The organism is Paenibacillus sp. HGH0039 (assembly GCF_000411255.1).
Taxonomy (GTDB): Bacteria; Bacillota; Bacilli; order Paenibacillales; family NBRC-103111; genus Paenibacillus_F.
The window spans coordinates 1658125-1684709 of the sequence record NZ_KE150413.1 but is presented as its reverse complement, the minus strand read 5'-3'; the positions used below and the strand labels follow the sequence as shown (position 1 = coordinate 1684709).

At 53.6% G+C, this 26585-nt stretch carries 30 protein-coding genes; 12 read left to right on the top strand and 18 right to left on the bottom strand.

What is annotated here, in order from left to right; genetic code table 11:
* Nucleotides 1-26: 26 nt before the first annotated feature.
* The 4 genes from spoIIM to HMPREF1207_RS22030 form a co-directional block, all read right to left on the bottom strand.
* Complete coding sequence (gene spoIIM / locus HMPREF1207_RS22045; protein WP_009674435.1) at nucleotides 27-668, bottom strand: stage II sporulation protein M; 642 nt, start codon at nucleotides 666-668, stop codon at nucleotides 27-29.
* A 188-nt stretch (nucleotides 669-856) separates the two neighbouring features.
* Nucleotides 857-1360 (bottom strand): PCYCGC motif-containing (lipo)protein, encoded by a 504-nt coding sequence (locus tag HMPREF1207_RS22040; protein WP_009674442.1) that lies wholly within the window; start codon nucleotides 1358-1360, stop codon nucleotides 857-859.
* A gap of 63 nt (nucleotides 1361-1423) precedes the next feature.
* Entirely contained in the window at nucleotides 1424-2653 is a 1230-nt protein-coding gene (locus tag HMPREF1207_RS22035; protein ID WP_009674429.1) for an endonuclease Q family protein, read from the bottom strand.
* On the bottom strand, nucleotides 2653-3219 hold the full coding sequence (locus tag HMPREF1207_RS22030; RefSeq protein ID WP_009674422.1) for an NUDIX hydrolase: 567 nt from the start codon (nucleotides 3217-3219) through the stop codon (nucleotides 2653-2655). Before HMPREF1207_RS22030 ends, HMPREF1207_RS22035 begins: the two co-directional genes overlap by 1 nt.
* Before the next feature lie 216 nt (nucleotides 3220-3435).
* On the opposite strand from HMPREF1207_RS22030, the gene mciZ reads away from it, so the two are divergent.
* A complete protein-coding gene (gene mciZ / locus HMPREF1207_RS28915) occupies nucleotides 3436-3573 on the top strand; it encodes a Z-ring formation inhibitor MciZ (RefSeq protein ID WP_009674388.1) in 138 nt (45 codons plus the stop codon).
* 35 nt (nucleotides 3574-3608) lie between these two features.
* Here mciZ and HMPREF1207_RS22025 read toward each other — a convergent pair whose 3' ends face one another.
* Both HMPREF1207_RS22025 and HMPREF1207_RS22020 read right to left on the bottom strand, forming a co-directional pair.
* A complete protein-coding gene (locus tag HMPREF1207_RS22025) occupies nucleotides 3609-4634 on the bottom strand; it encodes an LCP family protein (protein WP_009674393.1) in 1026 nt (341 codons plus the stop codon).
* Between the two features lie 257 nt (nucleotides 4635-4891).
* Nucleotides 4892-6028, bottom strand: a complete 1137-nt coding sequence (locus HMPREF1207_RS22020; protein ID WP_009674394.1) for a M20/M25/M40 family metallo-hydrolase — start codon at nucleotides 6026-6028, stop codon at nucleotides 4892-4894.
* A gap of 71 nt (nucleotides 6029-6099) precedes the next feature.
* Between HMPREF1207_RS22020 and prli42 the strand changes: the two genes are divergently transcribed.
* Complete coding sequence (gene prli42 / locus HMPREF1207_RS29395) at nucleotides 6100-6201, top strand: stressosome-associated protein Prli42 (protein WP_016423989.1); 102 nt, start codon at nucleotides 6100-6102, stop codon at nucleotides 6199-6201.
* Nucleotides 6202-6207: 6 nt separating this feature from the next.
* On the opposite strand, the gene HMPREF1207_RS22015 is transcribed toward prli42, so the two are convergent.
* From HMPREF1207_RS22015 to lpdA, 4 genes are all read right to left on the bottom strand, one after another.
* Complete coding sequence (locus HMPREF1207_RS22015; protein ID WP_016423988.1) at nucleotides 6208-7611, bottom strand: dihydrolipoamide acetyltransferase family protein; 1404 nt, start codon at nucleotides 7609-7611, stop codon at nucleotides 6208-6210.
* Nucleotides 7612-7625: 14 nt separating this feature from the next.
* Nucleotides 7626-8606 (bottom strand): alpha-ketoacid dehydrogenase subunit beta, encoded by a 981-nt coding sequence (locus tag HMPREF1207_RS22010; protein WP_016423987.1) that lies wholly within the window; start codon nucleotides 8604-8606, stop codon nucleotides 7626-7628.
* A 26-nt stretch (nucleotides 8607-8632) separates the two neighbouring features.
* Nucleotides 8633-9634, bottom strand: coding sequence for a thiamine pyrophosphate-dependent dehydrogenase E1 component subunit alpha (locus tag HMPREF1207_RS22005; protein WP_009674907.1), 1002 nt, complete (start codon nucleotides 9632-9634; stop codon nucleotides 8633-8635).
* A gap of 120 nt (nucleotides 9635-9754) precedes the next feature.
* On the bottom strand, nucleotides 9755-11179 hold the full coding sequence (gene lpdA / locus HMPREF1207_RS22000) for a dihydrolipoyl dehydrogenase (RefSeq protein WP_009674903.1): 1425 nt from the start codon (nucleotides 11177-11179) through the stop codon (nucleotides 9755-9757).
* 308 nt (nucleotides 11180-11487) lie between these two features.
* Here lpdA and HMPREF1207_RS21995 point away from each other — a divergent pair, with 308 nt between their 5' ends.
* Entirely contained in the window at nucleotides 11488-11745 is a 258-nt protein-coding gene (locus tag HMPREF1207_RS21995) for a DUF2627 domain-containing protein (protein ID WP_009674884.1), read from the top strand.
* A gap of 261 nt (nucleotides 11746-12006) precedes the next feature.
* On the opposite strand, the gene HMPREF1207_RS21990 is transcribed toward HMPREF1207_RS21995, so the two are convergent.
* Nucleotides 12007-12372: a carboxymuconolactone decarboxylase family protein gene (locus HMPREF1207_RS21990; protein ID WP_009674883.1), complete on the bottom strand. Its 366-nt coding sequence runs from the start codon at nucleotides 12370-12372 to the stop codon at nucleotides 12007-12009.
* 144 nt (nucleotides 12373-12516) lie between these two features.
* Entirely contained in the window at nucleotides 12517-12726 is a 210-nt protein-coding gene (locus HMPREF1207_RS21985) for a hypothetical protein (protein WP_009674872.1), read from the bottom strand.
* A gap of 215 nt (nucleotides 12727-12941) precedes the next feature.
* Between HMPREF1207_RS21985 and HMPREF1207_RS21980 the strand changes: the two genes are divergently transcribed.
* Nucleotides 12942-13196, top strand: a complete 255-nt coding sequence (locus HMPREF1207_RS21980; RefSeq protein ID WP_016423985.1) for a hypothetical protein — start codon at nucleotides 12942-12944, stop codon at nucleotides 13194-13196.
* Here HMPREF1207_RS21980 and HMPREF1207_RS21975 read toward each other — a convergent pair.
* Nucleotides 13139-13414, bottom strand: coding sequence for a hypothetical protein (locus HMPREF1207_RS21975; protein WP_009674893.1), 276 nt, complete (start codon nucleotides 13412-13414; stop codon nucleotides 13139-13141). The genes HMPREF1207_RS21980 and HMPREF1207_RS21975 overlap by 58 nt on opposite strands.
* Before the next feature lie 108 nt (nucleotides 13415-13522).
* On the opposite strand from HMPREF1207_RS21975, the gene HMPREF1207_RS21970 reads away from it, so the two are divergent.
* Entirely contained in the window at nucleotides 13523-13792 is a 270-nt protein-coding gene (locus HMPREF1207_RS21970) for a hypothetical protein (RefSeq protein ID WP_009674880.1), read from the top strand.
* Between the two features lie 130 nt (nucleotides 13793-13922).
* Here HMPREF1207_RS21970 and HMPREF1207_RS21965 read toward each other — a convergent pair whose 3' ends face one another.
* Together HMPREF1207_RS21965 and HMPREF1207_RS21960 are read right to left on the bottom strand one after the other, a co-directional pair.
* Complete coding sequence (locus HMPREF1207_RS21965) at nucleotides 13923-15869, bottom strand: ATP-binding cassette domain-containing protein (RefSeq protein ID WP_009674925.1); 1947 nt, start codon at nucleotides 15867-15869, stop codon at nucleotides 13923-13925.
* Complete coding sequence (locus HMPREF1207_RS21960) at nucleotides 15850-16761, bottom strand: energy-coupling factor ABC transporter ATP-binding protein (protein WP_009674870.1); 912 nt, start codon at nucleotides 16759-16761, stop codon at nucleotides 15850-15852. Before HMPREF1207_RS21960 ends, HMPREF1207_RS21965 begins: the two co-directional genes overlap by 20 nt.
* A gap of 118 nt (nucleotides 16762-16879) precedes the next feature.
* On the opposite strand from HMPREF1207_RS21960, the gene HMPREF1207_RS21955 reads away from it, so the two are divergent.
* Entirely contained in the window at nucleotides 16880-17479 is a 600-nt protein-coding gene (locus HMPREF1207_RS21955; RefSeq protein ID WP_009674900.1) for a biotin transporter BioY, read from the top strand.
* A gap of 73 nt (nucleotides 17480-17552) precedes the next feature.
* On the opposite strand, the gene HMPREF1207_RS21950 is transcribed toward HMPREF1207_RS21955, so the two are convergent.
* Nucleotides 17553-18002, bottom strand: a complete 450-nt coding sequence (locus HMPREF1207_RS21950; protein WP_009674918.1) for a FixH family protein — start codon at nucleotides 18000-18002, stop codon at nucleotides 17553-17555.
* A 317-nt stretch (nucleotides 18003-18319) separates the two neighbouring features.
* Here HMPREF1207_RS21950 and HMPREF1207_RS21945 point away from each other — a divergent pair, with 317 nt between their 5' ends.
* Nucleotides 18320-20152, top strand: coding sequence for a UbiD family decarboxylase (locus HMPREF1207_RS21945; RefSeq protein WP_009674878.1), 1833 nt, complete (start codon nucleotides 18320-18322; stop codon nucleotides 20150-20152).
* A gap of 384 nt (nucleotides 20153-20536) precedes the next feature.
* On the opposite strand, the gene HMPREF1207_RS21940 is transcribed toward HMPREF1207_RS21945, so the two are convergent.
* On the bottom strand, nucleotides 20537-21001 hold the full coding sequence (locus HMPREF1207_RS21940; protein WP_009674915.1) for a DUF6884 domain-containing protein: 465 nt from the start codon (nucleotides 20999-21001) through the stop codon (nucleotides 20537-20539).
* A gap of 328 nt (nucleotides 21002-21329) precedes the next feature.
* On the opposite strand from HMPREF1207_RS21940, the gene HMPREF1207_RS21935 reads away from it, so the two are divergent.
* Nucleotides 21330-22253, top strand: a complete 924-nt coding sequence (locus HMPREF1207_RS21935; protein ID WP_009674886.1) for a S66 peptidase family protein — start codon at nucleotides 21330-21332, stop codon at nucleotides 22251-22253.
* Between the two features lie 63 nt (nucleotides 22254-22316).
* On the opposite strand, the gene HMPREF1207_RS21930 is transcribed toward HMPREF1207_RS21935, so the two are convergent.
* Complete coding sequence (locus tag HMPREF1207_RS21930) at nucleotides 22317-22754, bottom strand: hypothetical protein (protein WP_009674875.1); 438 nt, start codon at nucleotides 22752-22754, stop codon at nucleotides 22317-22319.
* A gap of 409 nt (nucleotides 22755-23163) precedes the next feature.
* Between HMPREF1207_RS21930 and HMPREF1207_RS21925 the strand changes: the two genes are divergently transcribed.
* The 4 genes from HMPREF1207_RS21925 (at nucleotide 23164) to HMPREF1207_RS21910 (ending at nucleotide 26134) form a co-directional block, all read left to right on the top strand.
* Nucleotides 23164-23475, top strand: a complete 312-nt coding sequence (locus HMPREF1207_RS21925; RefSeq protein ID WP_036740270.1) for an ArsR/SmtB family transcription factor — start codon at nucleotides 23164-23166, stop codon at nucleotides 23473-23475.
* Nucleotides 23476-23751: 276 nt separating this feature from the next.
* A complete protein-coding gene (locus HMPREF1207_RS21920) occupies nucleotides 23752-24708 on the top strand; it encodes an LLM class oxidoreductase (RefSeq protein WP_009674871.1) in 957 nt (318 codons plus the stop codon).
* A gap of 112 nt (nucleotides 24709-24820) precedes the next feature.
* Entirely contained in the window at nucleotides 24821-25117 is a 297-nt protein-coding gene (locus tag HMPREF1207_RS21915; protein WP_016423983.1) for a DUF3219 family protein, read from the top strand.
* Between the two features lie 6 nt (nucleotides 25118-25123).
* On the top strand, nucleotides 25124-26134 hold the full coding sequence (locus HMPREF1207_RS21910) for an LLM class flavin-dependent oxidoreductase (RefSeq protein ID WP_009674920.1): 1011 nt from the start codon (nucleotides 25124-25126) through the stop codon (nucleotides 26132-26134).
* The last annotated feature ends 451 nt before the right edge of the window (nucleotides 26135-26585 follow it).

Here is a 26585-nt window from a genome sequence, read left to right as displayed (position 1 = left end):
AAGTCAAACGACTATTTAGAATGATTCTAGTTAGTAAGAGCCGCCAGCATCGGCGTAACCCATTTCATCATCGTCGGAGACACGAATGCTTCCAAAAGCGCCGCCCCAAGCATGCAGACGCCCATCGCGAGCGTAACGCCGGAGTAACGCATGAACGGGTGATAGATCGTTCCGCTCCGACGGACGAGCCTGTTTTTGATAATGAACAGAGAGAAGCTGATGGAAACGACGCTGCAGATCAGAATGGCGGGAACGACAATCAGATTCGGGGGCGCGATGGAAACAAGAGCGAAAGCGATGCCTTTCCAGGAAAGCTGCCCGACCATAAAGCCTACGCTGAAGCCGATCAGGACGCCTTTTAGAAAATCCAGCACGAGAATAAGCGGCAATCCGATAACGGACAGCCCGAGCGTCCAGATGAGCAGAATCCATTTCATATGAAGCGAGAACGCCGCCAGCATCGACTGCTTCCCGTCCACCTGGGCCCCGTCCTCTATCGTCCGGTAGAACGAACTGAGATAGCGCCCCAGCTCCTGCTTCTGTTCGAGAGACAGCGCATTGACCATGACTGCGCCGAACACGACACCCACGACGAAGAGGACCGAGACGAATAGAAAGAGCGTAAACTGTTCTTTGAAATACTGCTTCAAGGTCTGCATAGCCGGCATGATAAGTCCTCCTTGTCCGCTTGTTCACTATAGGCAGTATATGCGGCGGATAACCGGGATAGACCAAGCCGTACGGCAATGCAAAAAAAGCAAAAAAGCCCTCTTGGCTTGAGGGCTTTTGCTTCGGCGATTCGCAACCGGCGGTCATCCGGCAGAAGCGGCTTTCAGGCGTCGGGATGCTGCCTATCCTACGCCTCCGGCAGAGGCGTATCGGTCGGCTTGCCCGCGGTGCCTTTATAGGTCTCGTCGATCTGCTTGCGGATTTCCAGCGGCGTTTTGCCGTCCTTCTTAAGCGAGACGGCCTTTACCGCGATCTCCATGCAGATGCCGCAGCGCGTCCCGTGATCGTCCCAGACGACGGAACCGTCCGCATTCGTTTCGTGGATGAAGCAGTTCTGGTTGCTCTTGTGGCCGGCGCTTTCGCCGCAGCCGCAGTAGCACGGCATGGACTGCAGCAAGTCCGCGTTTTTGCCGGCCAGCTCGTAAACAAGGCGGATTTCTTCGCGCTGCTTGTTCAGAAATTTCGGCAGGACGGCGGACGAAGCCGTCTTCTCCTGCAAGTCCCCGTTGGCGGCTTGATGCGCCGCGCCGTCTCCGTGCGCATCCTGCTTGGCTCCGCCGCTTCCGCATGCGGCGGCCAGCATGCTGGCGCACAAAAGGGTGGCCGTAAGCAGGCCCCACTTTTTCTTCATGTTCAGATTCCCCTCTCCCTTTGCGGGAATTAGATCGTTTCTGTTACGGGCCCGTGTTTGTGTTCATCCGTTTGCGCGGGTCCCGTTCGTTCCCTTGTCAGCCGGCTTCGCTTTCGCCGGCGCTTTGACTTTACCGTAAGTGCCTCCGCCGCCCACCTGGAGATCGAGTACGCCCGTACGGGCGTCCAGGATCATCCCGGCAATGTCGTCTCCCACCGTCTCGGCCAGCTCGCTTCGCGTTGCCCGGTGCAGGATGTTCATTTCGGTGCCGAATCTGGCGAGCAGCTGGTCCAGCTTTCTTTTGCCCAGTCCCGGAATGAATTCCAGCGGTACCTGGTAGTAATAGGGCGGCCGGTAATCCGGCACATGCGGCTCCTCGCGGTCTGCAAGCTCCATGATGCGGTCCATAACGCCGCGGACTACTTTGGGACTGCCGCAGTACAGGCACCTTCCAACGGCCGCCTCGCTCTCGTCCAGGATGCTTTCGCAGCTCAGACAGTAGGTGCGGTGATATTTGCCGAGCCGCGGATTCAGACCGTAGTTCGCGGTAACCGCGCGGCCTCCTTCTCTGCGGAGAGCGAGCACCAGCTCCGCGAACGTAGGCTCCGCCAGCCGCAGCTCGTTGTACTCGCGGCCGATTTTCCCGAGCGAATGGGCATCCGAATTCGTGACGTACGTGTAGCGGTCCAGCTCCGGCAAATAGCCCGCCATTTCGGAATCGGAGCTGAGCCCGAGCTCGACGCCCGCCAGCCCGTCCAGATCCAGCATATGCTCCATGCGGGTCGACCCGCTGCCGTAGATGCTTTTGTGCGGCGTAAAAATGTGCGCGGGAATGAGTATGCCTCCCCGCCGGAGCACTTCGGCCTGAAGCTCCCTGGCCGTGACATACATGCGCTGGGAGCTCAGCTCCACATTTTTCATCCGCGGGCGCATCCACTCCGTGAACTCTTTCATCTGAGCCAGCTTCGGGAGAAAAACAAGCAGATGCACGGGTCCCATACCCGGATCGCGCACCTCGATTTCGCTCCCCAGCAGAACCGTGGTCTGGTGATACCGGATGCCCCCGCCGGCCAGCTCTTTCATTTCGCCGGCAGCGAGATAGTGCTCGATCTCTTCCTGCACCGCCGGCGAATGGCAGTCGATGATGCCGACGATCTCGATTCCTTTGCGGTCGGACGCCTCACGGGCAATGTTGTAGAACGTCAAGTTCCGGGCGCCGCTGATCTTGACTGCGGCTCCCTTCTCCGTCCGGCCGATATGAATGTGAAGATCCGCGTAGTACGTCCGCAGCATCAGAACGAGCCCGTCAGCTTGTACGCTTGCCAGGCGTATACGGCCGTGATGGTTTTGGCATCGCTGATGCTCCCGCGCGCAATCAGCTCTTTCGCCTCCTGGAGGGTGATCGCTTCGCACTCCAGAAATTCGTCCTCGTCCGGCCGCGCTTCCCCGCGGACCAGGTTCTCGGCTACGAACAGATGAAGGATTTCATCGGCAAAGCCCGGAGACGTATAAAAGGAGCAGACCGGACGGACCGACTCCGAACTGTAGCCGGTTTCTTCCTCCAGTTCGCGGATCGCCGCCCGGATCGGCTCTTCGCCGGGATCGAGCTTGCCGGCCGGAATTTCCACCTGGCTTTTTTCCAGCGCCTTGCGGTACTGCTCCACCACGATCATCCGGTCGTCGTCCGTTAATGCCAGAACGGCCACCGCACCGGGATGCTTCACGATCTCGCGCGTGGCCGTTTCCCCGTTCGGCAGGCGGACATGATCCACCTGCAACGTAATGATTTTCCCCTTGAAGATGGGTTCGGTTTTTATCGTAACTTCCTCAAATTTCCGATTGTTTTGATCAGCTGACATGTCCCGCTCCTCCCCCGGGTAAATCCCGGAAACGCTTATTTTCTCCCCTATTATATCAAATGGCTGAAAAAAAACGGCTTTACCCTGTGTTGAATTATGGCAAAACGGGGAAAGAATGAATACAGGGTTTTGTGCCTTATTTTAACAGCTGACATAACTCGTCCCTTACTCGCATAGGTTTTAACCTAAACTAAGTGCGGAAATGAGGAATGAATCATGAAAAATTATACAGCTTCCGAAAGCCTGTGTCTCGTCGGAAAGGCATGGGAAATTAAACAATATCTTCAGCTCGCCGTTCAGAAAGGCGGACGCGATTTGCCTCTCGTCGTTTTCTTGGAACAAAAATCAGGATGAACCGGCGCTGACCTCTCCCTGCAAGCCTAAAACGGTTAAGGCCTTCCGAACCGGCTTCCGACCCCAGGCTCAATCGAATCGTGAATCCCGTACGATTGTAAAGGCCCCGCGGTAGGTTCCGGCTGTTTACGGATGAGCCTCTGTAATTCGGCCGCAACCCGGCTGCGCTCGCTTTCCGTTATATTCATATACGATACTCCCCCGATCATCGCCGTAGCAGCGTCAAGCGGCATCGTGACCACATCGTTTCCGGTAAGAGCGGAAAATGTGCTCGCAAACTGGAAAACGGTTCGGGCCGGTATGTCCATGCGGACATTGCCTCCCATAATTTTAAGAAGGTTATTGATCTTAGCCACGTTGCGGTATTGAACCGTCTGGGTAAGCAGCTCGCGCACAACCTGCTGCTGGCGGCGCATTCGGCCGAAATCTCCGTCCGCATCTCCCCGGTACCGGGCATAATTAAGCGTCTGCTGACCGTTCAGCGTCTGCCTGCCTTTCTTAAGATACACATGACGATGGGTAATCCGGTCGTCGAAGTCCATATTTTTTTCCACGTCAATCGACAATCCTCCGAGCGTATCCACGAATTCTTTGACGCCGTTAAAATTAAAAGCCACATAGTAATCTACCGGGATGCCGAAAAACGCTTCAACGGTTTTCACCGCCAGATCCGCTCCTCCGTAAGCGTAAGCGTGGGCCAGCTTCTCTTTGCCGTGTCCCTGAATGCGGATCCGGGTATCCCGCGGGATCGAAAGCAGCGTTATTTTCTGGCTTGAAGAATCGGCGACGGCCAGCATGTTCGTGTCCGAACGCCCCTGTTCCACGTTCCCGGAGTCTATTCCCAGCATAAGAAACACATACGTCTGTTTGGCAAGGGTTTCACGGACCGGTGCGGGATTCACCGGATTCGTTTGCGGAACTCCCGTTTCGGTCCGTTCTTTGTACACCAGATTCCAGCTGTGATAAGCGTTCCACGCGTAATAACCGCCGACCGCGAGCAGCAGGGCAAGCGGCAGCGCAGCCCAGAGCCAGAACCGTTTTCTTCTGCGTTCTCGTTTCATCCGTCCCGTTTCACCCCCGATTCTGCAAGATGTGCAATATCCGTAGTATGGGGAAACCGCCGGCAAAAAAAAGATCCCCGCCCCTAACATCTTCTGTAGAAAGCGGGAAACTTTGTGAAACCGAAACAAAGACGTACTTCTCCTCCGAAGCCGTACGTCTTTGATGATACAACTGGAAGAACGGAAACCCAAAAACAAAACCTCCATCCGGATGGCCGTTAGGCCTTTCGGGATGGAGGTTTTTTGGTTCGGACTGTTTATTTCGCTTGTTCCGTTACTTCGCGGACGATAGCTACGACCGCTTCGGCTGTTTTCACGAGATCGGATACGGCGATATGTTCGTTGGTGGTGTGAATTTCCTTGTAACCTACCGCCAGGTTCACCGTAGGAATTCCCATGCCGTTGAAAATATTCGCGTCGCTTCCTCCGCCGGAGTGGAACGTGCTGGTTTTGCAGCCCATGCCTTCCAGGGCTTTCATGGCCAGCTTCACAACCGGCGATGTTTCGTCGTGCATGAAAGCGGGATACACGATATCCGCTTCGAAATCGCACGTCGTGCCGAAATCGGCCGCCGTGTCTTTGCACGCCTGCTCCATCGCGGCGAGCTGGGCCTCCAGCTTGCTTTGGACGATGCTGCGCGCTTCCGCTTCGAGAAGCACGCGGTCGCAGACCACATTAAGGGGACCGAGGCCGGAGAAACTGCCGATGTTAGCCGTCGTCTCCGAATCCAAACGGCCCAGCTTCATGCGGGATACCGCTTTGCTTGCCACCTGAATGGCCGAAATGCCGTCTTCCGGGTTCACACCCGCGTGAGCGGATTTGCCGTACATGACGATCTTGATTTCGGCGCGGGCCGGAGCCGCAACGGCGATCTCGCCGATTTCGCCGTTAGAGTCCAGCGCATAGCCGAACTCGGCCTTCATGACGGACGGGTCCATCGCGCGTGCGCCTTTCAGCCCGGATTCTTCTCCTACCGTGATCACGAACTGGATCGGACCGTGAGCGATATTCTGCTCCTTCAGCACCCGGATAGCTTCGAACATCGCCGCGATACCGGCTTTGTCGTCGCTTCCCAGAATCGTGGTTCCGTCGCTGCGGATAATTCCGTCTTCACCGATTTGCGGCTTGATTCCGTTGCCCGGAGCCACCGTATCCATATGGCTGGTAAAGAAAATGCACGGAGTGGATTCCGGCGCGCCGCTCGCTTCCAGCATACAAATCAGGTTGCCGGCGCCGTGGCCGGTTTTCTCGGCCGCGTCATCCGTTTGGATGGAAAGACCGAGTTCCTTGAATTTCGTCTGCAGGACGACACTGATCTCCTGCTCGTATTGCGTCACGCTGTCGACCTGTACAAGCTCGATAAATTCTTTTATTAACCGTTCCTGCTGGATCATGGGTTCCCTCCGTTGTTGCGATGGTTTACAATAGAGTCAGCGAAAAGTTTGTCCGAATAGGAGTGATTGGTATGAAACGCAACCGTCTGTTCAAAATCGTCGTGTACATCATGCTCTTCAGCATGGTCGCATCGACCTTGATGGTCTCCCTCAGCTTCCTGACAACCTCATAATACGCCTCAATACAGCTTGGTTTCAAGATTGTAGGCTTCCATATTTTCCTTCACGCGCTGTAAAAAGCGTCCGCAGATAACCCCGTCCAGAATCCGGTGGTCCAGCGACAGGCAGATATTCACCATCGAACGGACCGCGATCATATCCTGGATCACGACCGGCCTTTTCACGATGGATTCGAAGGTCAGGATGGCCGCCTGCGGATAGTTGATAATCGGCTGCGAAAGGATGGAACCGAAGGAACCCGTGTTGTTCACGGTAAAAGTGCCCCCCTGCAGGTCGTTTAACGACAGCTTGCCGGTGCGGGCCTTTTTCGTTAGGGTGTCCGCTTCAAGGGCAAGTCCCGCGATATTCATCTGATCCGCTTTCTTGATCACGGGCGTCAGAACGGATTCTTCCGTACCGACCGCAAGCGCGAGGTTGATATCCCGCTTGATGATGATTTTATCGACCGCCCAGACCGAGTTCATGATCGGGTAGTCTTTGATGGCGTTGACCACAGCTTTCAGAAGAAACGGAAGATAGGTAAGATTGATCCCTTCGCGGCGCATGAATTCTTCTTTGACCTTGCTCCGCAGGGTCACGAGATTCGTTACGTCCACTTCGATCATCGTCCAGGCGTGCGGAATTTCCGATACGCTCTGGCGCATGCGGCTCGCGATCGTGTTGCGGATCGGCGTCACATCGATGAACGTTTCCCCGCGCGAATCGGAATTCTTGTCGAATTCGAGCGGCGTCGGCGGATTCTGCGATAGGTGAATGCCGCTGCTGCGCACCGGAATTTGCGGTTCGGGTCTGTAAGGATTAACAACCGGCGCTTCCGCAGACGGTTGATGCGCCGGCGCGGATGGCGCTTGCTGCGCCGCGGGAGCCGCATGCGTCTGCCGTGCAGCCTGGCTGCCGCCGCTGGGAGCCGCCTGTGCCCCGCCCTGCGCTATGTAGGTTTCGACGTCCTTGCGCGTGATGCGCCCGCCGAAACCCGTGCCCTTGACGCGGCCGAGATCCACGGCGTTCTCCGCGGCAAGACGCTGCACGGCGGGCGAGTACCTGCCGCGCATGCTCTGGTCGGCGCTGTCTTCCGCGATTGCCGCCGCGGAGTCTCCCTGCGATGCAGGGCCGCCGCTTGCGCCCGCGGAAGCCGTTTCCGCCGTCTCCGGCACTTCCAGGAGGCAGATCGGGTCTCCTACGGCCGCGGTCTCGCCGCTGCCGACGAGGATTTTGACCAGCCTGCCTTCGATCGGGCTGGGCATTTCGACGTTGACTTTGTCCGTGTACAGCTCGCAAAGCACGTCGTACTGCTGGATATAGTCACCGGGCTGCTTCAGCCAGGTACCGACCGTAGCGGAAACGAGACTTTCCGCCAGATGAGGCACCGGCACTTCGGCCAGCCGGAATTTTGATTCGCTCATATCGCGTTCCCCCATTAAAACTGCGCGAGTTCTCTCATCGCGTCCGCTAATTTGTCCGTGTTAAGCAGGAAAAACTTCTCCATCGGCGGGTTCATTCCGACGGCCGGAACATCCGGGCCGCATAACCGGCGGATCGGCGCATCGAGGTCGTACAGCAGCTCTTCGGCCACGATAGCCGCAACTTCGGCTCCGATCCCGCCTGTTTTGTTATCCTCATGGGCAATCAGAACCTTGCCCGTTTTGGCCGCCGCTTCCAGAATCGCCTCGACGTCAAGCGGCTGGATCGTGCGCAGATCGAGCACGTGGGCGCTGATGCCTTCCTTCGCCAGCTCTTCCGCCGCCTGAAGGGCGTAGTGCACCGCAATTCCGTACGCGATCACGGTCAAATCCGTGCCTTCGCGCTTCACTTCGGCTTTGCCGATCGGTACGATATAATCGCCCTCCGGCACTTCCGCCGAAAGCGAGAGGTAGCATTTCTTATGCTCAAAATAAAGTACCGGGTCCGGGTCCCGGATAGCCGCCAGAAGCAGCCCTTTGGCGTCGTAAGGATTCGACGGCGCGACCATTTTGAGGCCGGGCGTTCCGAAGAATACCGATTCCGGGCACTGCGAGTGATAAATCGCTCCGCCTCCCGCCGCTCCGTAAGGGGCGCGGATGACGATCGGACAGCTCCAGTCGTTATTGGAACGGTAGCGGATTTTGGCCGCTTCACTGATAATCTGATTCGTCGCCGGAAAAATAAAGTCCGCGAACTGGATTTCCGCGATCGGTTTCATCCCGTACATCGCGGCTCCGATCGCCGTTCCGACGATAGCCGATTCGGCCAGCGGCGTATCAAGAACGCGGCTTTCGCCGTACAGGTCACGCAGACCTTTCGTCGCGTTGAGCACGCCGCCTTTGCCGACGTCTTCTCCCAAAACAAATACATTTTCGTCACGCTGCATTTCGTCCTGCATCGCCGAACGGATTGCTTCCAAATAGGTGATTACTGCCACGTTGCTGCCTCCCTCTGCTCTTGCACTTACGCCTGGGCGTATACGTGCTTCAGCGTATCTTCGCCTGTCGGATAAGGAGCCGTGTCCGCGTAGGCTGTCGCTTCATTGATTTCCTTCTGAATCTCAGCCTGCAGCTCCTGGTCCTTCTCTTCGCTCCAAATGCCGCAGTCGATCAGATATTGACGGAATTTCGGCAGTCCGTCTTTGGCGCGGTTCTCTTCCACTTCTTCCTTCGTGCGGTACAAGAGATCGTTATCCGACGTGGAGTGCGGAGGAACCCGGTACAAATCCGCCTCGATCAGCGTCGGGCCTTCGCCCCGCAGAGCACGCTCGCGGGCTTCCTTTACCACGCGGTACACTTCCAGCGGATCGTTGCCGTCCACCTTCACACCGGGGAAGCCGTAGCCGATCGCCCGGTCGGCGATATTGCCCGCAACCTGCTTGTGGTACGGAACCGAAATCGCATACCGGTTATTCTCGCACATGAGAATGACCGGCAGCTTGTGCACGCCGGCGAAGTTGCAGCCTTCGTGGAAGTCTCCCTGGTTGCTGGAACCTTCTCCGAAGGTCACGAAGGAGACAAGCTCGTCGCCCTTCATCTTGGCGGCCAGGGCTATCCCGACCGCATGCGGCACCTGCGTCGTAACCGGGCTGGAGCCCGTCACGATCCGGTGCTTGCGGTGTCCGAAGTGGCCCGGCATCTGGCGGCCGCCGCTGTTGGGATCTTCCGCTTTCGCAAATACCGAAAGCATCAGTTCCTTCATGGTCATGCCCACCGAAAGAACAAACGCGTAATCGCGGTAGTACGGCAGGAAATAATCTTTCTCGGCGTCAAGAGCGTATGCCGCTCCGGCCTGAGCCGCTTCCTGTCCTACGCCCGATACGTGAAAGGCAATTTTGCCGGAACGCTGCAGAAGCAGGGACCGCTCGTCGAATTTGCGCGCGAGCAGCATGGATGTATACATTTGAATGACTCTTTCATCGGAAAGTCCTAATTGCTGATGCTTAACGTATTGACCGATGGACATTGGGGCTGCGCCTCCTTTTTGTTACCTGGTCTTAATACTAGACACTATATGCTTATTATAAACGGTATTCTTGTCCAATTCAACGGACATTTGGCACAGACAGCCGGTTTCGACCCTTGGTTAAATGTGGATGGCCCGGCCTTCGGCGGCGAGAACCGCTTCCGCGAACGCCTCCGAAAGCGTCGGATGCGGATGAATCGTGCTGCCGATTTCCCACGGGGAAGCTTCCAGAAGCTGCGCCAGTGCGGCTTCGGCGATATAATCCGTGACGTGAGGTCCGATCATGTGAACGCCGAGCAGATCGTTCTTGTCCGCGTCGATCACGACTTTGACAAAGCCGTCGTTCTCCCCGTACACGATGGCTTTGCCGAGCGGCTTGAAGCCGAACTTGCCGGTCTTGATCTTGAAGCCTTTCTCCTTGGCTTCCGCTTCCGTCCAGCCCACGGACGCGATTTCCGGCCGCGTGTAGACGCATCTCGGGATGCGGTGCGCCTCGTGTGTGTGCGGCTTCAAGCCGCAGATATGCTCGACCGCGACGACGCCTTCGTGGCTGGCCGCGTGGGCCAATTGCAGACCGCCGATCACATCGCCGATGGCATAGATGTGGGGGATATTCGTCTGCATGTGCCCGTTCACGCGGATGAAGCCGCGCTCTAGCTTCACATCGGTGTTCTCCAGCCCGAACTGTTCCACGTTCGGAGCTCTTCCCACCGATACGAGGATCTTGGCGGCGGCGAGCTCCACGCGCTCGCCCTTCTGCTCGGCGGCGACCGTGACGCCGGAAGCGTCCTTGCGGAGCGTGTCCGCGAGCACGCTTGCGTTCGCGAGCACCTTCACGCCGCGCTTGCGGAGCAGCCGGTCCAGCTCGCGGGAGATTTCCTCGTCCTCTGTCGGCACGAGGCGCGGGCCCGCTTCCACAACGGTTACGTCCACGCCGAAATCGTTCATCATCGACGCCCACTCCACGCCGATTACACCTCCGCCGACAATGATCAGGGAATCCGGCAGCGCTTCAAGCGCCAGAGCCTCGTCGCTCGTCAGGATGTGTTCGCCGTCCGGCTCCAGACCGGGCAGGACGCGCGGACGCGATCCCGTGGCGAGGATGAGGTGTTCCGGAACCAGCGTCTCGAAACTGCCATCCGGCATTTCGACGGAAAGTGTTCCGCTTCTCGAAGAGAAAATCGACGGAGCCATAATGCGGCCGATTCCGTTAAAGACGTCGATTTTATTTTTTTTCATGAGATACTGCACGCCCTTGTGAATCTGAGCCACGATGCCGTCTTTACGTGACTGCACACGGGTGAAGTCCAGGGAAACGTCAGGCGCAATGACGCCGAACTCTTCCGCTTGCCTGGTTGTCGCCAGAACCTCCGCACTTCTCAAAAGCGCTTTGCTCGGGATACAGCCGCGGTGCAGACAGGTTCCCCCCAGTTTGTCTTTCTCCACCAACGCCACTTTCTTGCCGAGCTGGGCCGCACGGATAGCGGCGACGTAACCGCCCGTTCCGCCTCCCAAAATTACGATATCGTACGCTTGTCCACTCATTTTTATGTTCCTCCTGTTCTTTAACGAACCTTGGGTCTTTTATGATTTTATGTGTATGAACCTGTTATGTATGGCAGGGTTGATTCGTCCTCATTGTACAACGTACAAGGACCTTCCGTAAAAGTCGGCTGCCGGGCAAGCGCGTGCCCCCGTACGGCCGATCCCCGTCCCGTTCATTGTAACCCCTGTACGCCCTTAAAATATAGTAGGCGTCCAAAATAGACAGAACCATCCGGACACGGTATCATGGGAATAAAGGCGCTAAGCCCTCACTTATTCTCTTCTCTGATTTGAAAAGGAGCCGCATTATGAAAGATAAATTAAGCCGTTTTGTCGCGATCATGCTTCTCGTTATTCCCGGCGTTATGGCGACCTACGGTTTTCTGTCCATGAAAGACGCGTTTTTCCATCAATTCGAGGCGGAAGGCTATATGCATTGGGGCAAATTCGTCCTCGGTTTCATTCTATTCGGTCTCGGCGTCGCCTTTATCGGCGGCTGGACCTTTTTCCGGGACCGCAAGCGCAATTACGTCGCACCGCGGTTTAAAGCGAAGCGCAGACGGTAATTTCAGTTCGTCCAGGCCGGTAAAAAGAATTCCCGAGCTTCCGTCGCTCGGTTTGGACATTGTATGACGCATGACGGAGGTTATCCACCCGATTTGGCATCGCATGATACAGAGGTTATCCGCCTGGCAGTGATTCATCCGCTCCGGCCGTGAGGTCAAGCACCTGTGCAACCTACGAACAGACAAACAGCCCCGCCGCCCGAAAGGTCATCCTTTCAGCAGGGAGCTGTTTTTTTATGCCGCGGAAAAAATCATCCATCGTTAATGAACGACACCTTGAAGAGCCTGCTCCACCCGTGTGACTCCCTGGGACATGGCATGTCCTCCGCCGATTGCGGCCGCGACCGCTACCGTTTCTCTGATTTCCTCGGCGTTCGCCCCTTTGCTCAGCGCTTCCTGGACATGGTAGAACGTGCAGACCTCATTGTTGGCAAAAAGCCCCATGCCCAGTGCGATCAGCTGCTTGGTTTTCGCGGGAAGCGCACCGTCTTTGAAGCATTCGCCCGTAAACTGATGATAAGCGTCCGCTACCGACGGAAGCTGTTCCTGCAGCTGTGAAATTCCGGTTTTATAGGCGTCGATCTTGGCGTCCATCGCCCCGCCGCCCGCATGTGTTGCAGAACTCATTGTAGTCACCCCACTGGCAGATTTCCGTTTGGTCTTCTGTAGAGTGCCCCAAGCGCCTTGCGCCAATACGAAAAGCAAATAAGGCGGCGTCGGCACCGTTCCGCACTCCCGCAACCTGACAGCCTCAAAATCGGCCGTTGCGCTTTAGCCTTCTTCTTCGTCTTCGGGCCGCACGGGAAACTCCACGATTTCCCAGGAGATTCCGATTTCCCGGTCCGCCCAGCTGCGGATATTGATCTCAACGGCTTGCAACAGTTCCTCCTCCGTTAAATGATCCACTTTACGATCCTCTATCTGAAGAAAAGCTTCTTTTATGTACTCGCCGCCTACGGAAAGGTCTATTCTGATTTTCACGCTTCCCGGCACCTCCTTCAATGTTCGCGGTCTTTGCAGGACAGTAAGCATCCCGTTAACTTCAGGCCCGGCCGTCCCGCCTTGCTCGCTTGGTGCGGGTTGTTAGGGCTCACATCTTCGCTGCCCGTACTATTCATTGTCAATCCGGCGCCTTAAGGAGTATACTAGATAGAGTATTCAAAATCTGTGAAGACTTAAAAGGAGGCCCATCCGACATGGCGATCAGCCGAGCACGCAAGCTGCGGGACAAACAAATCCGCGAAGGAAAACTCGATCCCGCAATCAAACGGAAATCGTGGGACGGCGTTCAGCCCGCCACCAAATCCACACCGACACTGCAGGAGAAAAAAAGAAGAGTCGCGCACAAACATAAACGGAACTCGTTCCCGCATACGGAGGACGGTTCCGTTTATTATTTTACACCGGCTTCTTCATCCGGGATCACCCAGGGCAGAGCAAGCGGGTTATGAGCGTTTAAGTAACGGACAAGCTGCTCCTTCTCGTCCGGCTTGAAGGTATATTTGCACGAAAAACCGTTAAACAGCAGCTCCAGGCTGCGGATGCATCCTTCCGGCGAAGCCAGAATATCCACGACGTAGTAAGAATCCGGTTCGTCTTCGAAATGGACGCCGACGGCAAGATTCAGTTCGTTTTCCGTCGAAATCACTTCCGCATAATCGATCTCCATAGGGCCTCCAACCTTTCTATTGAATACAACGTGCTGAATTTATTATAATATAAAAATCCACTGCCTGTCTTTGTCCGAAGACGCAGGAGTGACTAAGGAGGAAGAAACATGGCATATGATCCGCAGGTTGTTGAAGCAACCAAAGTAAGCGATAACCCGAAAAACGGCTTGTTTGAAGTCGTTGTCGTTCTGAAAGACCGTACACACGGCCGTATTTTCTTCGAACGCAATCTGCAATCCGGAGAAATCAAAGCATCCCGTATTTCCCGGCTGCTGAAGGAGCCTTGCCCGATCTGCCGCAAAGATTTCCTTTGCAACTGCCTGGATCGGTACCTGGACAACATCTCCGGCCAAGCCCTTCAAAAAATCGAATCCTAACCCTTCTCCGGAAGGAAGCATAAAAAGCCTGTGGAACGTTCAACCGTTCTGCAGGCTTTTTATATACCGGACGTTTTGAGACGGCTCACGGAAACTGCGTCCGCCGGAATTTGCGGGAAGGCCGGTTCGTTTATCCGAGTATGTCGGCCAGGACGGCCAGGCAGAGAAATACGAGTAGAAAAACACCCATCGCGGCATAATCGCGAGCCTGCATCCGTAGTGTCCGGCTTCGGGTCCTTCTGCCTCCCGTCCGGCTGTAGCCTCTGATCTCCAAAGCCGTCGAGAACTCGTCGGCCATACGGATCAGAGAGAACATGAACGGCAGCGCCATAATCCGGAACTCGGCTAGCCCTAGCCCGCTTTTGCCGCTGCGCCCCTGTCCCCTCGCTTTTGCGATACGGCCGAACCGGTTCCACTGCCCGCCGATAAGCGGAATAAACCGGAACATAAGCGAAGCCGTCAGCGCAACGGCCTCCACCGGGAACTTCAGCCCTGCGAGAACGGCCAGCCCCTGCTCCACACCCTGCTTCATCCGCAAATAGCCCACCGTAAGCGGAAAAAGAACGCCCAGGACAAGCACCAGCATCAGGTTCGATAACGCCCGGACCGCCGCAAGCGCCGCCTGGGGGTCGAAGCCTATCGGACTTTCTCCTTGACCGGCCCCAATCGTCAGTCCGGCGATTACGGCCGACAGACCCGTAAAAATCAGAAAAGCGCGCAGAGGCTTCCAGACCGCTCTGAAGGGGACCTGCGACAGCAGAACGGCCGCCGCGGTTATTGCCGCGGACACAGCCAGGCCGATCAGCGACTTTTGCAGCAGGATTCCCGCCGACAAAAGCACATACCCGATCCAGAAGGTTCGGGGATCGAAACGGCGGCCGATCGGCAGAGCGGGCGGAGAAGGTTCCATTGCCGGGAATGGGCCGCTGCCGGAAGACGGAAACGGATCATCGGCCGTTGTGCCTGCCTGTACGGTCTCCGCGGCAGATGAATCACCCTCGATAGCAGGCGAGCCGGCCGGTATGCCGCATTCAAACGGGCCGGCTGAAACTGCGCCGGCCGGGGCGGTCGCGCTGTCGGAAGCGAAGGTTGGCGGGCTGCCGCACAGCACGGCCTCGCGGGACGCGCTGCCGGGGCTCGCGGGCGCATCCGCGGAGGCCGCGGCGCTTAGCCGCTCCTCCGGCGCGGAAAGACCCGCCGCCGCGTCCGCGCCTTGCCCGCGCCGTGCCCGCGCCGCCAGCACGGCGGCAATCGCCTGCGCCGTCTCTTCCGGCGCGGGAAGTCCTGCCGGCACGTCCACGCCGTGCCGGCGAAGCAGGCTGCCGAGCGCCAGCGCTTCCGGCAGCAGAAGCCCCGCGTCCCCCAGCATAGCGGGACGCGCAGCCAGCTCCGCAGAGGTACAGTCGTGCACGACTGTACCCTGCGAGAGCATCACGATGCGGTCCGCCACAGGCAGGAACGCATCGAGATCGTGCGTCGCGACGAGCGCGCCGCCGCCCGTCCGCCGCGTCCAGCTGCGCAGCGTGCCGGTGAGCCTCGCGGCCGCCTCGTGGTCGAGGCCCGCCGTCGGCTCGTCGAGCAGCAGCCAGCGGGGCCGGGACGCGAAGACGGACGCGAGGGCCGCCCTGCGCTGCGTGCCGCCGCTGAGCTCGTGAGGGCGTTCGTCCAGCAGCTCAGGGCCGAGGCCGAACAGCTCCAGCGCTTCGGCTATGCGGGCTTCCCGCTCCTCCCCGCTCAGCTTGAACGGTCTCAGCGTATAGTCAAACTCCCCCCGGACCGTTGCCGCGAAAAGCTGCTCGTGCGGGTGTTGGAAAACAAGCGCCAGCTTCCGCCTCGCTTCCCTTGCGCTTTGTTTGCTGCCCGGCCACAGCTCGGTATCTCCATACCGGATGCCGCCCCCGTCCGGAACGGACAGCCCTCCCAGCATATCCAGCAGCGTCGATTTCCCCGCTCCGCTTCGACCGATGAGCAGCGTGATCTCACCGGCAACGGCTGTGAAGGATACGTCCCGGACGGCAAAAGAAGTGTCCGGCCCGCCGACGGTTTTCGAAAGGTTTTTAACGTGCAGGTAGTCCATAGCGGTTCAAAACCTCCATCAATTCGCCTGGCGTTACCGGCCGCTCTTCAAGGCCCAAAGCTTCTAGCTTGTGAAGCTCCCTTGCGACCTCTACCGTGTAGGGGAGCTCGTATCCCAGCTCCAGACAAGGGGAAGAAGCTGGCCTGTTTTCCCCGATTTTGACCCAAGAGCCGTCTTCAGACGATGTTCCGTAGAAAAAATCCCGCACATCGCCCGAATAGGCGATCTTCCCTTCGTCCACAACGATAACCTTATCCGCGAGAGCGAGTTCATCCAGCCTCTGGGTGATCCAGACGATGGTCACGCCCTGCCCGTGAAGCCGCGAAAGCGCGCCGAGCACCATGCTGCGCGAAAAAGAATCCAGCATCGAGGTCACTTCATCCATCAGCAGAACGGAAGCGCCGACAGCCAGCGCTCCCGCCACAGCCGTCAGCTGCTTCTGGCCGCCCGATAAAGCTTCGCAGCTATCATCGCGTTTATCCGCCAAACCGACGAGTCCCAATACATGACGGGCTGTTTCCGGCATCCGTTCGGGATCTATTCCGGCGTTTTCCATTCCAAAGCATAAATCTTCGTACACGGTTTCCCCGATAAGCTGGGTATCCGGATTTTGCAGCACCATGCGCATCCGCTCCCCTGCTGTCCAGCCGGGTTCGATAGATCCGCCCGCCGCCGGAATGAGCCCGGCCATCACTTTCGCCAGGGTGCTTTTGCCGCTGCCGTTGCGGCCGACGACGGCGAGCCATTCGCCTTTATGCAGCTCTATATTTATTTCGTTCAGAAGTGTTTGATCCGCGGCTGAGACGCCCTCCGCCGGCTCTCCTCTTTTTATGACGGACACTTCGTGCATTCTATAGGGAGATTGCGTATGTTTCTCGTGATCGTTTTCCATTTCCGTGCAAATACCTCCAGCCTGTTCACAAACCTATTCACAAAACCGCCCCCGCTGTGCTACAATGCGGATTGTCAACCGAAATACATAATACAAAGTTAACAAATGATTGGAGAAGATGCAATTGAAACGTTCGTCATTCACCGTCCGCGGGATTACGTTCAGCGCCATGTTTGCTGCACTGCTTGTCGCGCTAAGCTTCGTCAATATTCAATTCGGTTTTTCGCAGGTGCCTTTTACGCTGGCGAATTTCGCCATCATGCTCGCAGGGGCTCTGCTGGGCGCCCGCTACGGCTTTTTCAGCATCGCTCTTGTAGTAGGCTTAACGGCTCTCGGGCTTCCGCTGTTGCACGGAAGAGGAGGGCTGGATCTGGTTCTCGGTCCGACAGGCGGGTTTATCTGGGCTTATCCTTTCGCCGCTCTGTTCATCGGCCTCCTTGTTCCGCGTATCAAAGGAAGCGGAGTCACCGCTTTCGTGCTTACTTTCGTGACTCTCTTCGTATTCGGTTCGCTGCTGCTTTACGTTACCGGTGTGCCCTGGATGGCCCACGTCGTTTCCAACATGACCCTGACAAAGGCTTTGTCCGTCGGCTGCATCCCTTATCTCCCCGGCGATGCGGTAAAAGCGTTTATCGGGGCTCTGATCGTCCTTCCCGTCCGGAGAATGTATCCCGTTTCCCGTCTGGTCGGTGCGGAGAGCGCATGGGCTTCCAGATAACGGTGCTTAGGCCCCTCGTTTCACAGCAAAAGCCGTGTCTGCTTCCGCAGATCCGGCTTTTTTACGTGCGCTGCTATTTCTTCTTCGTGTTCTCTTCAAACGTCTTGATCTCTTCATCGGACACGTTGCCGGCAATAATTCTCTGCTTGGGCATGATGTGCTGATTGCGAGCGATTACATGAGTCCGGACAAAATAAATCCCGTCCTCTTTAAACGTGTTTTTTACGCTATAGACCCCCTTGTCCTCGTAGGTTGCAACCACATTTACGGCGGTGTCGACGTTCTTGATATTCCAGATTTCGAACTGGATATCTCCCGCATCTTTGACGGGCTCCTGGCCCTGCTTGACCTCTACCTTCAGAACGGTTTCCTGGTTCAGTGGCACTTTTTCCGGCGCCATAATGGTCACGGTTAGCTTCTCTGCGGACTCCTGCTTGGTCCCGCCCGAAGTGTTTGCCGTCTGCGAACAGGCCGATAGCGCCAGTGAAGCGGCTAGTAACGTTAATGCGAGTATTTTTTTCATAGTAGACGCCTCCGGTTATCCGTTTAGCTTGACGGGCCGCGGTAACCTTCTATTCGTATCCACGCGTTCTCACTCTTTTAGAATAGGAGATTTAAGCACGTTAAACAAGCTTTTTTTACAAAATGTTACACGTAACGACTTTTATTACAGCAAACACAAAAAAACTTTAAACCTAGATGAAAAGGTGCTATTTCCTCCCGTTTCCGTAAATCCGGACGGATTCATTTGACACCCGCGCGAAATTGGCTTTAACTGATTTTAAAGGCTGGCGTCTCTCGCGTAAACAGCCGACCTCAAGAGAACGGAGACTATCGACCATGTACGCCCATTTAGAAGACTGCATTGCTGATTTGGAGAAAAACGGACACCTGATCCGCATCAAAGAAGAAGTCGATCCTTACCTGGAAATGGCGGCCATTCATTTAAAAGTCTATGAAGCCGGAGGTCCCGCCCTGCTGTTCGAAAAGGTCAAAGGCTCGAAATTCCAGGCGGTTTCCAACCTGTTCGGCACGCTGGAACGAAGCAAATTTATTTTCAGACATACATGGCAGGACGCCGAAAACATCATCGCCCTCCGCAACGATCCCGTCAAGGCGCTTAAGCAGCCTTTCAAAACCGCGGGCAACGGCCTGGCCGCTTTTAAAGCCCTTCCGTTAAAAAAATCCGGCCTTCCCGCGGACTTCAGGGAAATCTCGATTTCCGATCTTCCCCTGATCCAGCACTGGCCTATGGACGGCGGAGCTTTTATCACCCTGCCGCAGGTTTATTCGGAGGACCCGGAGAAGCCGGGCATCATGAACTCCAATCTGGGCATGTACCGCGTCCAGCTCACCGGCAACGACTACGAAACGGACAAGGAGATCGGCCTGCACTACCAGATACACCGGGGCATCGGCATTCATCAGGACAAGGCCAACAAGCAGTGCGCTCCTTTAAAAGTAAGCATCTTTGTCGGCGGGCCTCCCGCGCATACCCTGTCGGCGGTTATGCCTCTGCCGGAGGGTCTGAGCGAAATGACGTTTGCCGGCCTTCTTGCCGGACGCCGCTTCCGCTACAGCTATGCGGACGGCTACTGCATCAGCCACGATGCGGATTTCGTCATTACCGGGGAAATTCATCCCGGCGAAACGAAACCGGAGGGCCCTTTCGGCGACCATCTCGGCTACTACAGCCTGACGCATCCGTTCCCGGTTCTGCGCGTGCACAAAGTGTACGCCCGGGAAAACGCCATCTGGCCGTTTACCGTCGTCGGACGTCCTCCCCAGGAGGACACCTCGTTCGGCGAACTCATCCACGAGTTGACGGGGGATGCGATCAAGCAGGAGATTCCCGGCGTTAAGGAAGTTCATGCCGTCGATGCGGCGGGTGTGCATCCGCTTCTGTTTGCGATCGGCAGCGAACGGTACACGCCTTATCAGCAGGTCAAGCAGCCTGCGGAAATTCTTACGCTGGCCAATCGGGTGCTCGGCACAGGTCAGCTGAGTCTCGCCAAGTATTTGTTTATGACGGCGGAAGACAAGCAGCCGCTCGATACCCATAAGGAAAAAGAATTTCTCGCCTATATCCTCGAACGGATCGATCTGCGGCGCGACATTCACTTTTACACGAACACCACGATCGATACGCTCGATTATTCGGGTACGGGCCTGAATACCGGAAGCAAGGTGCTTTTTGCCGCTTACGGGGATAAGAAAAGGGACTTGTGCACGGAAATTCCCGATGCTCTGACAGAACTTTCCCCGTTCGGGGAGGCGCGGCTCGTCATGCCGGGTGTTGTCGCGATGCGGGGACCTGCCTTCGAGACGTACGAGAAGGCTTCGTTGGAGCTGGAGCATCTGTGCGGCGCCATTGCGGGCAAAGGGCCGCTTCCAGGCTGCCCGATGATCGTTTTGTGCGACGACAGCGAGTTCCTGAGCGCGGACTTCGCCAATTTTCTGTGGGCCACGTTTACGCGCAGCAACCCGTCGCACGATATATACGGTGTGAACAGCGCCTACGCGTATAAACACTGGGCCTGCGACAACGTCATCATCGACGCCCGTGTTAAGCCGCATCAGGCCCCGCCTCTCGTTCCCGATCCGGAGGTCGAGAGGAATATCCGGCGGCTGTTTGCTCCGGGAGCAAGCTTGGGCGGAGTCGTTAAGAGCTGATCGGCAGCGGCAAGCTCAACTGTTCATGCGACCGCACCTGAAAGCCGTTTCGGTTTTCACATTGGTTTGCTGCATATAAGCAGCAAACCGTGTGGTCAACCGACCACAGCGAAACACCGTTTATGTGCAGCACCACAGGCTTGGGCCTGTGGTGTTTTTTTATGTTCAGAAGGGAACATATCGGCGGGAATAACAGCTCAACCGTATTCGGCCGAGACAATCGCGGAAAAACAGCGGTCCGTTTCGGAACTTTTCGGTAGACGCTTCAATTTTTTTGCTTCCTTTTGTGGTGCAGTTTTTCCTTCGGCCGGCTTTATTCTTCGGTTTATTTCGATGCGTACGCCATCGCCTTAACCGTTCATGGGACTTTCATTCCACGCCGCGTCATTTGTCATCCGTTTTCAACATCCGCACTGTCCACGCATCGAGCAAGTGCAGCATATCCCCGATTCCGCGGCTGTTTTCGAGAGGAAAATAAACGGCTGCCGAACCTGCCAGCGCCCCGATAATCGGACGGAACTTCTTACCGCCGAGCACTTCAACCCGGCTGTAGGTGTGAAGGTCTTTCTCTTCCCACTGCCGGGCCAGTTCATCCGCAGAGATAATGCCGGCATTCGTGGTTCCAAAAGCCGTGTCATAATTGCCGGGCACCGTATCTGCAGGCAGCAGGAAGCCGTGTTTGGCAGATAAAATGACCCAATCGCAGCCGCTGGCTTCCGCGTAGGCTCGTGCTTTCCGGTTCAGGGTCCCGGTGTAAGCGTCTCTCGCCGATGCCGGTCCGCGGGTCGCATCCCGGTCCCATATTTTTCTTTTGCCGGGAGGGATAATGCACAAGGTGTCGGATTGCATAGTCTGGCTTCTCCATTCAAGTGAGTTTGCCTTAAGTGTATCAGAGATCATCTGCCGGCGCTCCCGAAACCGGATCGGATCGGGCGAATTGACCGTACAGAGACAACAGCACAGAGTCAGATGGAATTTACGTTTCGCCATATTGTACAGAATCGCACAGCGGTCTTCTCGACGCGTGTAGACGCCGTGCATGATGCAGCGTCAGAGGACTAGGGGGCGGGGGCCTCTATCGCTCGAATGTAAACCTACGGCTGCGCCAAGTTACTAGCCTATTCCCTCTCCCTCACTCATACGTTAGTAATAAACGAGCGGGAAAGGAGGCGGTTCTATGGCGATCAAGCCAGGCGCACTGCTGCCCGGCGATACAGTCGGAATCGTCACCCTGGGCAGTCCGCTGAGCGCCGAAACCATTCAGGCACGGATTGCCTATTTGCAAAGCTTGGGGCTAAACGTTCTTCTGGGCCGTTACGTGTACTCCGCAAACGGGTATCTCGCCGGAACGGACCGGGAACGCGCCGAAGATTTTATGTCGGTCTACGCCGATCCCCGCGTGAAAATGATCCTGCCGACAAGAGGCGGCGTAGGCGTCGCGGACATCCTGCCGTACCTGGATTATGCTTTTATCCGGCAAAATCCCAAAATCGTGACGGGCTACAGCGACATTACCGTCCTGCTCAACGCCCTCTATAAGCTGGCGGACCTGATTACGTTTCACAGCCTGCTGCTCATCGACTTCAGGCCGGACACGCCGCCGTACAACTTCGAGCAATTTTTCACGGCGACCTCATCTGTGGTGGCCCCCCGCCCCATCGCGAACCCTCCGGGCATCCCTTTAATTGGGCGAGTTCCCGGTAACGTCTCCGGCCCGATCATCGGCGGGAACCTCACCTCCCTCGTGGGGTCGCTGGGAACGCCGTTTGAAGTCGACACCACGGGAAAAATATTGCTCCTGGAAGAAACGCACGAGCCGGTCAATACCGTGTACCGCTACGTCGAACAGCTTCGGCTGGCCGGCAAACTCCAGGCTTGCGTCGGTATCGTCATGGGCGAATGCACCAACTGCCAGACCGCCTACGGCAAGACGTACGAGGACCTGATCAGCGAAGTGATCGTCCCCTTGGGGAAACCGCTGCTGACCAACCTTGCTTCCGCGCACGGCTTTTACAAAGCCGCCATCCCGATCGGCGCCAATGTGAATTTGAACGCGTCGGCCGCAGCACTCACGCTGCTGGAGGCGGCTGTAAGGTACTGAACGTAAAAGGCTCACTCTGCCGCAAGGGCGGGAGTGAGCTTTTTGCGTTTTGTTCCACAGTATCTACTGCTTTTCGTTAAATTTCATCGTTTCCATTAATTGCTCAAAATTCTCCAGCGAACTTTTGTAAGTTTCCGTATAGGATGAGTTCCTGATCGTATGAAATTGGGAGTCCGATTTGAATACGATAAGCGTATCCATTCTGCTGTTCCAATCTAGATGATTCTTGTAAGTCAGTTGCACAGCGTCAAATCCGAACACGCTCACTTGTTTTTCATCCAGAATATCATCATTGGAAATGGCCGCCTTCTTTTTGACAAAATCAACATATTGTTTGAGCGTAAAGTTTCTGGTCTGCTGGTTTTCGGGTTCATCGGCTATAAATAACATCGTATAATTAAAATATTTTAACGCCAAGCGGATATGTTCCTCATCTTCTATGCTGATATAATCTTGAGCCACTTCATCCACTTCAGGTTGTATGGAATCAATTCCAGTCATATTTCTCCAGAGCCCGTATGCTGTAAAACGGAACTTGTTATCCGTACAGTATATCAGAATATTTATGGTGTTTCACCTCAAATGTATTCGGCTTTACTTGCGACAAATGCAGTTGGTCTAATTCTTGGTTCCCAGGTTGTTAGACGGCTCAATCATTTGATGGCAGAACGCAGTTTTCTTATTCTTGCATTAATTCTTTCTTGTATTAGTAGTGTTTTAGCAATGTCCGTTATTCTTTTACACGGGCCGTTAATGCCTCTAATCGCGTCATTATTTGTATTTATGGCTTCTATGGGCATGACAGCGACATCCACTTTCTTACCGGCTTTATCACATTAGTGATCGTTGTTGGAATAAAGGATTGTTCATTATATTGACAAATTGCAATATGTTAGTATAATATGTCTCTATGGAGCAAATTGAAATATTTAAAGCATTATCAAATGAGGCTCGTTTGCAAATCTTAGAATGGTTAAAGAATCCGGCATTATATTTCTCTCCCCAAGAAGGGATTGATCTTGAAGAAATTGGGGTCTGTGTAAGTCAAATCACGGAGAAATTAGGTATGAATCAGTCGACAGCCTCTCAGTACCTTGCAATATTACAACGAGCTGGTCTAATTACAGCTACTCGCATTGGTAAATGGACTTATTACAGAAGAAACGAAGATGCAATTAATCAAGTAGGGTTATTTTTGAAAAAAGAAATAAAAAAAGACTGAATCCAGGTTTCAAATCTGTTTTCAGTATTTTTTTCGGAGAAAACATTCACAATTTGCAATATAACAATATAATTCTATCATTAGAAGGGAGTATAAATAATGAGTAATGAAAAAACAAAATTTGGTGCTGTAATTGGGGGTCCTTGGTTGGAATCATATAGTGACGTCCTCTTTTATTTACACTTAATATATTGATATATCACAATATATTAATGTGGTAGAGTGCATATTGTTATTTCGTTTCATATCATCAATTCGTAATGGAGGATAAGAAAAATGGATAAATTTGCTTCACATACAGGCTATTCAAACATGTTTAAAGAGAAGGAACTTACTCTCGGGTTGCATTTCCCTTTAGAGTCTTATACGGGAAGTATCCCGGAGATGGATTTGGAACATCAAATGAACTTGGCAAAAAAGGCAGAAGAAGCACGCTTTGCTTCATTATTCGTTAGAGATGTGCCGTTAAATGTCCCAAGTTTTGGAGATGCAGGACAGCTATACGATCCATGGGTTTTTCTTGGTTACTTGGCTGCCCATACAAAACAGATTTCATTGGGTACCGCAAGTATTGTCACAACGCTACGCCATCCACTGCACGTGGCAAAAGCAGCAGCTTCTGTTGATCGAATTTCTGGGAAACGACTTGTTCTTGGAATTGCTACGGGTGATCGCCCTAGCGAGTTTTCAGCGTTTTCAGTAGACCGGGAACAACGGAGTAATTTATTTCGAGAATCTTTGCATGTCATGAGAAAAGTGTGGAATGAAGAATTTCCGGAAATTTATTCACCACGTCTGAACCTTCAGGGTGGAGATTTGTTACCCAAACCGGAATTAAAAGATATTCCAATTTTGGTAACGGGTCATTCGACGCAGACGCCAAAATGGATAGCAGAAAACAGTGACGGCTGGTTTTATTACCCACGAAATATAAATAATCAAGCTGCGCTTATTAAAGAATGGCGTACATTAACAAATATATTTAAGCCTTTTAGTCAGTCTTTATATATAGATTTATCAGAGAACCCCAATGAAGATCCCTCTCCTATACACTTAGGATTCAGAACTGGACATCAATTTTTAATTGACTACCTCAATGCATTAAAAGAAATCGGTGTAAATCATCTTGGGTTCAACTTGAAATATGGTCAGCGGCCGGTTGAAGAGGTAATCCAAGAATTAGGGGAGGAAGTGGTTCCATTCTTCCCGGCATTATCCAATAAAGAAGTATAAAGTTTTTCGGCACGATAAAAAGGCTACAGGCTCAACTGGACATTATATGTGTATATAACAGAAAACACATATAATGTTCAGTTTCAATTTAATGTTAAAAGGAGTGTTTTTCTTGGTGAAAAAGATGTTCTTAAATGGCACTTTGATTTATTTAAGTAGTTATCAGGAAGAAAAAACAAATGGATTGTATAAAGTTTCAGTTGATTTTAACGTAACAAGTGAAGATTATCATGACATTTCTACTTTGCTCTATAGCGAAACATTTGACGTGGAGATTCCCGAGAGAGACTTAACATTTAGGGGAACCATTCATGAGTATTCTACTTCCATTACTAATTTGTACGTAAAGGACCAAGTCGGACAATATAAATTGACTTTGATGGAAGTAGGTCATGGAGCAAAGGGCTGAGTTGTAATGAGATTAAGTATATTAGATCAATCCCCCATATCTTCAAATCAAACAGCTAATGATGCATTGATTGAATCAATGAAGTTAGCGCAAGCTGGAGAAGCACTAGGATATACAAGATATTGGATTGCCGAACACCATGATTTACCTGGACTTGCCTGCTCTGCACCTGAAGTGATGTTAAGTTATATCGGGGCTAACACGAATCGAATTCGAATTGGCTCTGGGGCTGTTTTGTTACCTTATTATCGACCCTATAAAGTTGCAGAAGTATTTAATATGTTAGCTACTCTATTTCCGCATCGGATTGACCTGGGGATAGGACGAGCGCCAGGTGGATCAGCTGAAGCGACGAACGCTTTATCTGACAACTTTTTGCAAAAAGTTTGGGAGTTACCTGCTTTAGTGAAAGAATTACTCCATTTTTTAGAGGATGATTTTTCAGCAGATCACGAGTATTCGAAGATTTCCGCTTCTCCCATACCTGAAAATTCGCCTGTGCCTTGGCTTCTTGGCACAAGTGAAAAAAGTGCGCTACTTGCAGCAAGAAATGGCATGTCGTATACTTTTGGTCATTTTATGAGCGACAATGATGGGATAGCTATCATCCAGGCATATAGGGATGCTTTTAGACCAAGAAAGGAAGCACAGACTCCACAAGTCATCGTAACTGTTTCAGCCATTTGTGGAGAAACTACGGAACAAGCAGAAGAAATTGCAGAAAGCTTTCTCATCTGGTCTTTGCAAACAGATAAAGGGGAGGGACATCAACGTGTTCCCTCGGTTAAAGAAGCTAAGCAATACAAGATAACTGAAAAAGAAAAGGATTCGTTAAACAAAATGAAACAGAACATGATCATCGGCAATCCTCATGAGCTGAAACGGAAGTTAATGGAGTTACAAACTAAGTATCAGGCAGATGAAATCATGATCAACACAATTACGTACTCTCCGAAAGATCGGATTCATTCATATAAACTAATTGCAAAAGAGATATTTTCGAAAGAAAACCTTTGAATAGGAAGTGCAAAAGGAAAATGATAACTCAAAACTCTTGAGCTTGGGGGAGCTTGCCGTATACGGAAATTTTATAAATGGAGAATAAAAACAACTATTACGAGGAAACTTGTGATTACAATTTCCATAAAATAGATACACGAAAAGGTATTGGGAAATATTAAAATGACTAGTCGATTCTCAAAACGTGAGAATCGACTTTTTTTGTCTTAAAAGAAGCTTATAGACTATAAAGTTTCGTGTGGTGTAATAAGTAAATTGGGTAAGAGCATTTACTTGTTTATTTAAAAATATATAAATAAATTCTACCCGCTTACGGAACTCAAAATTCGGGACTATCAATAGGCATCAGCATAGTCAATAGTTATTCACCTACATATCTTGAACTATGATTTTTTAATGAATACCTGATTAAAGGAGTGGAACCAAGTGTCATTTTTACAACCCCCGC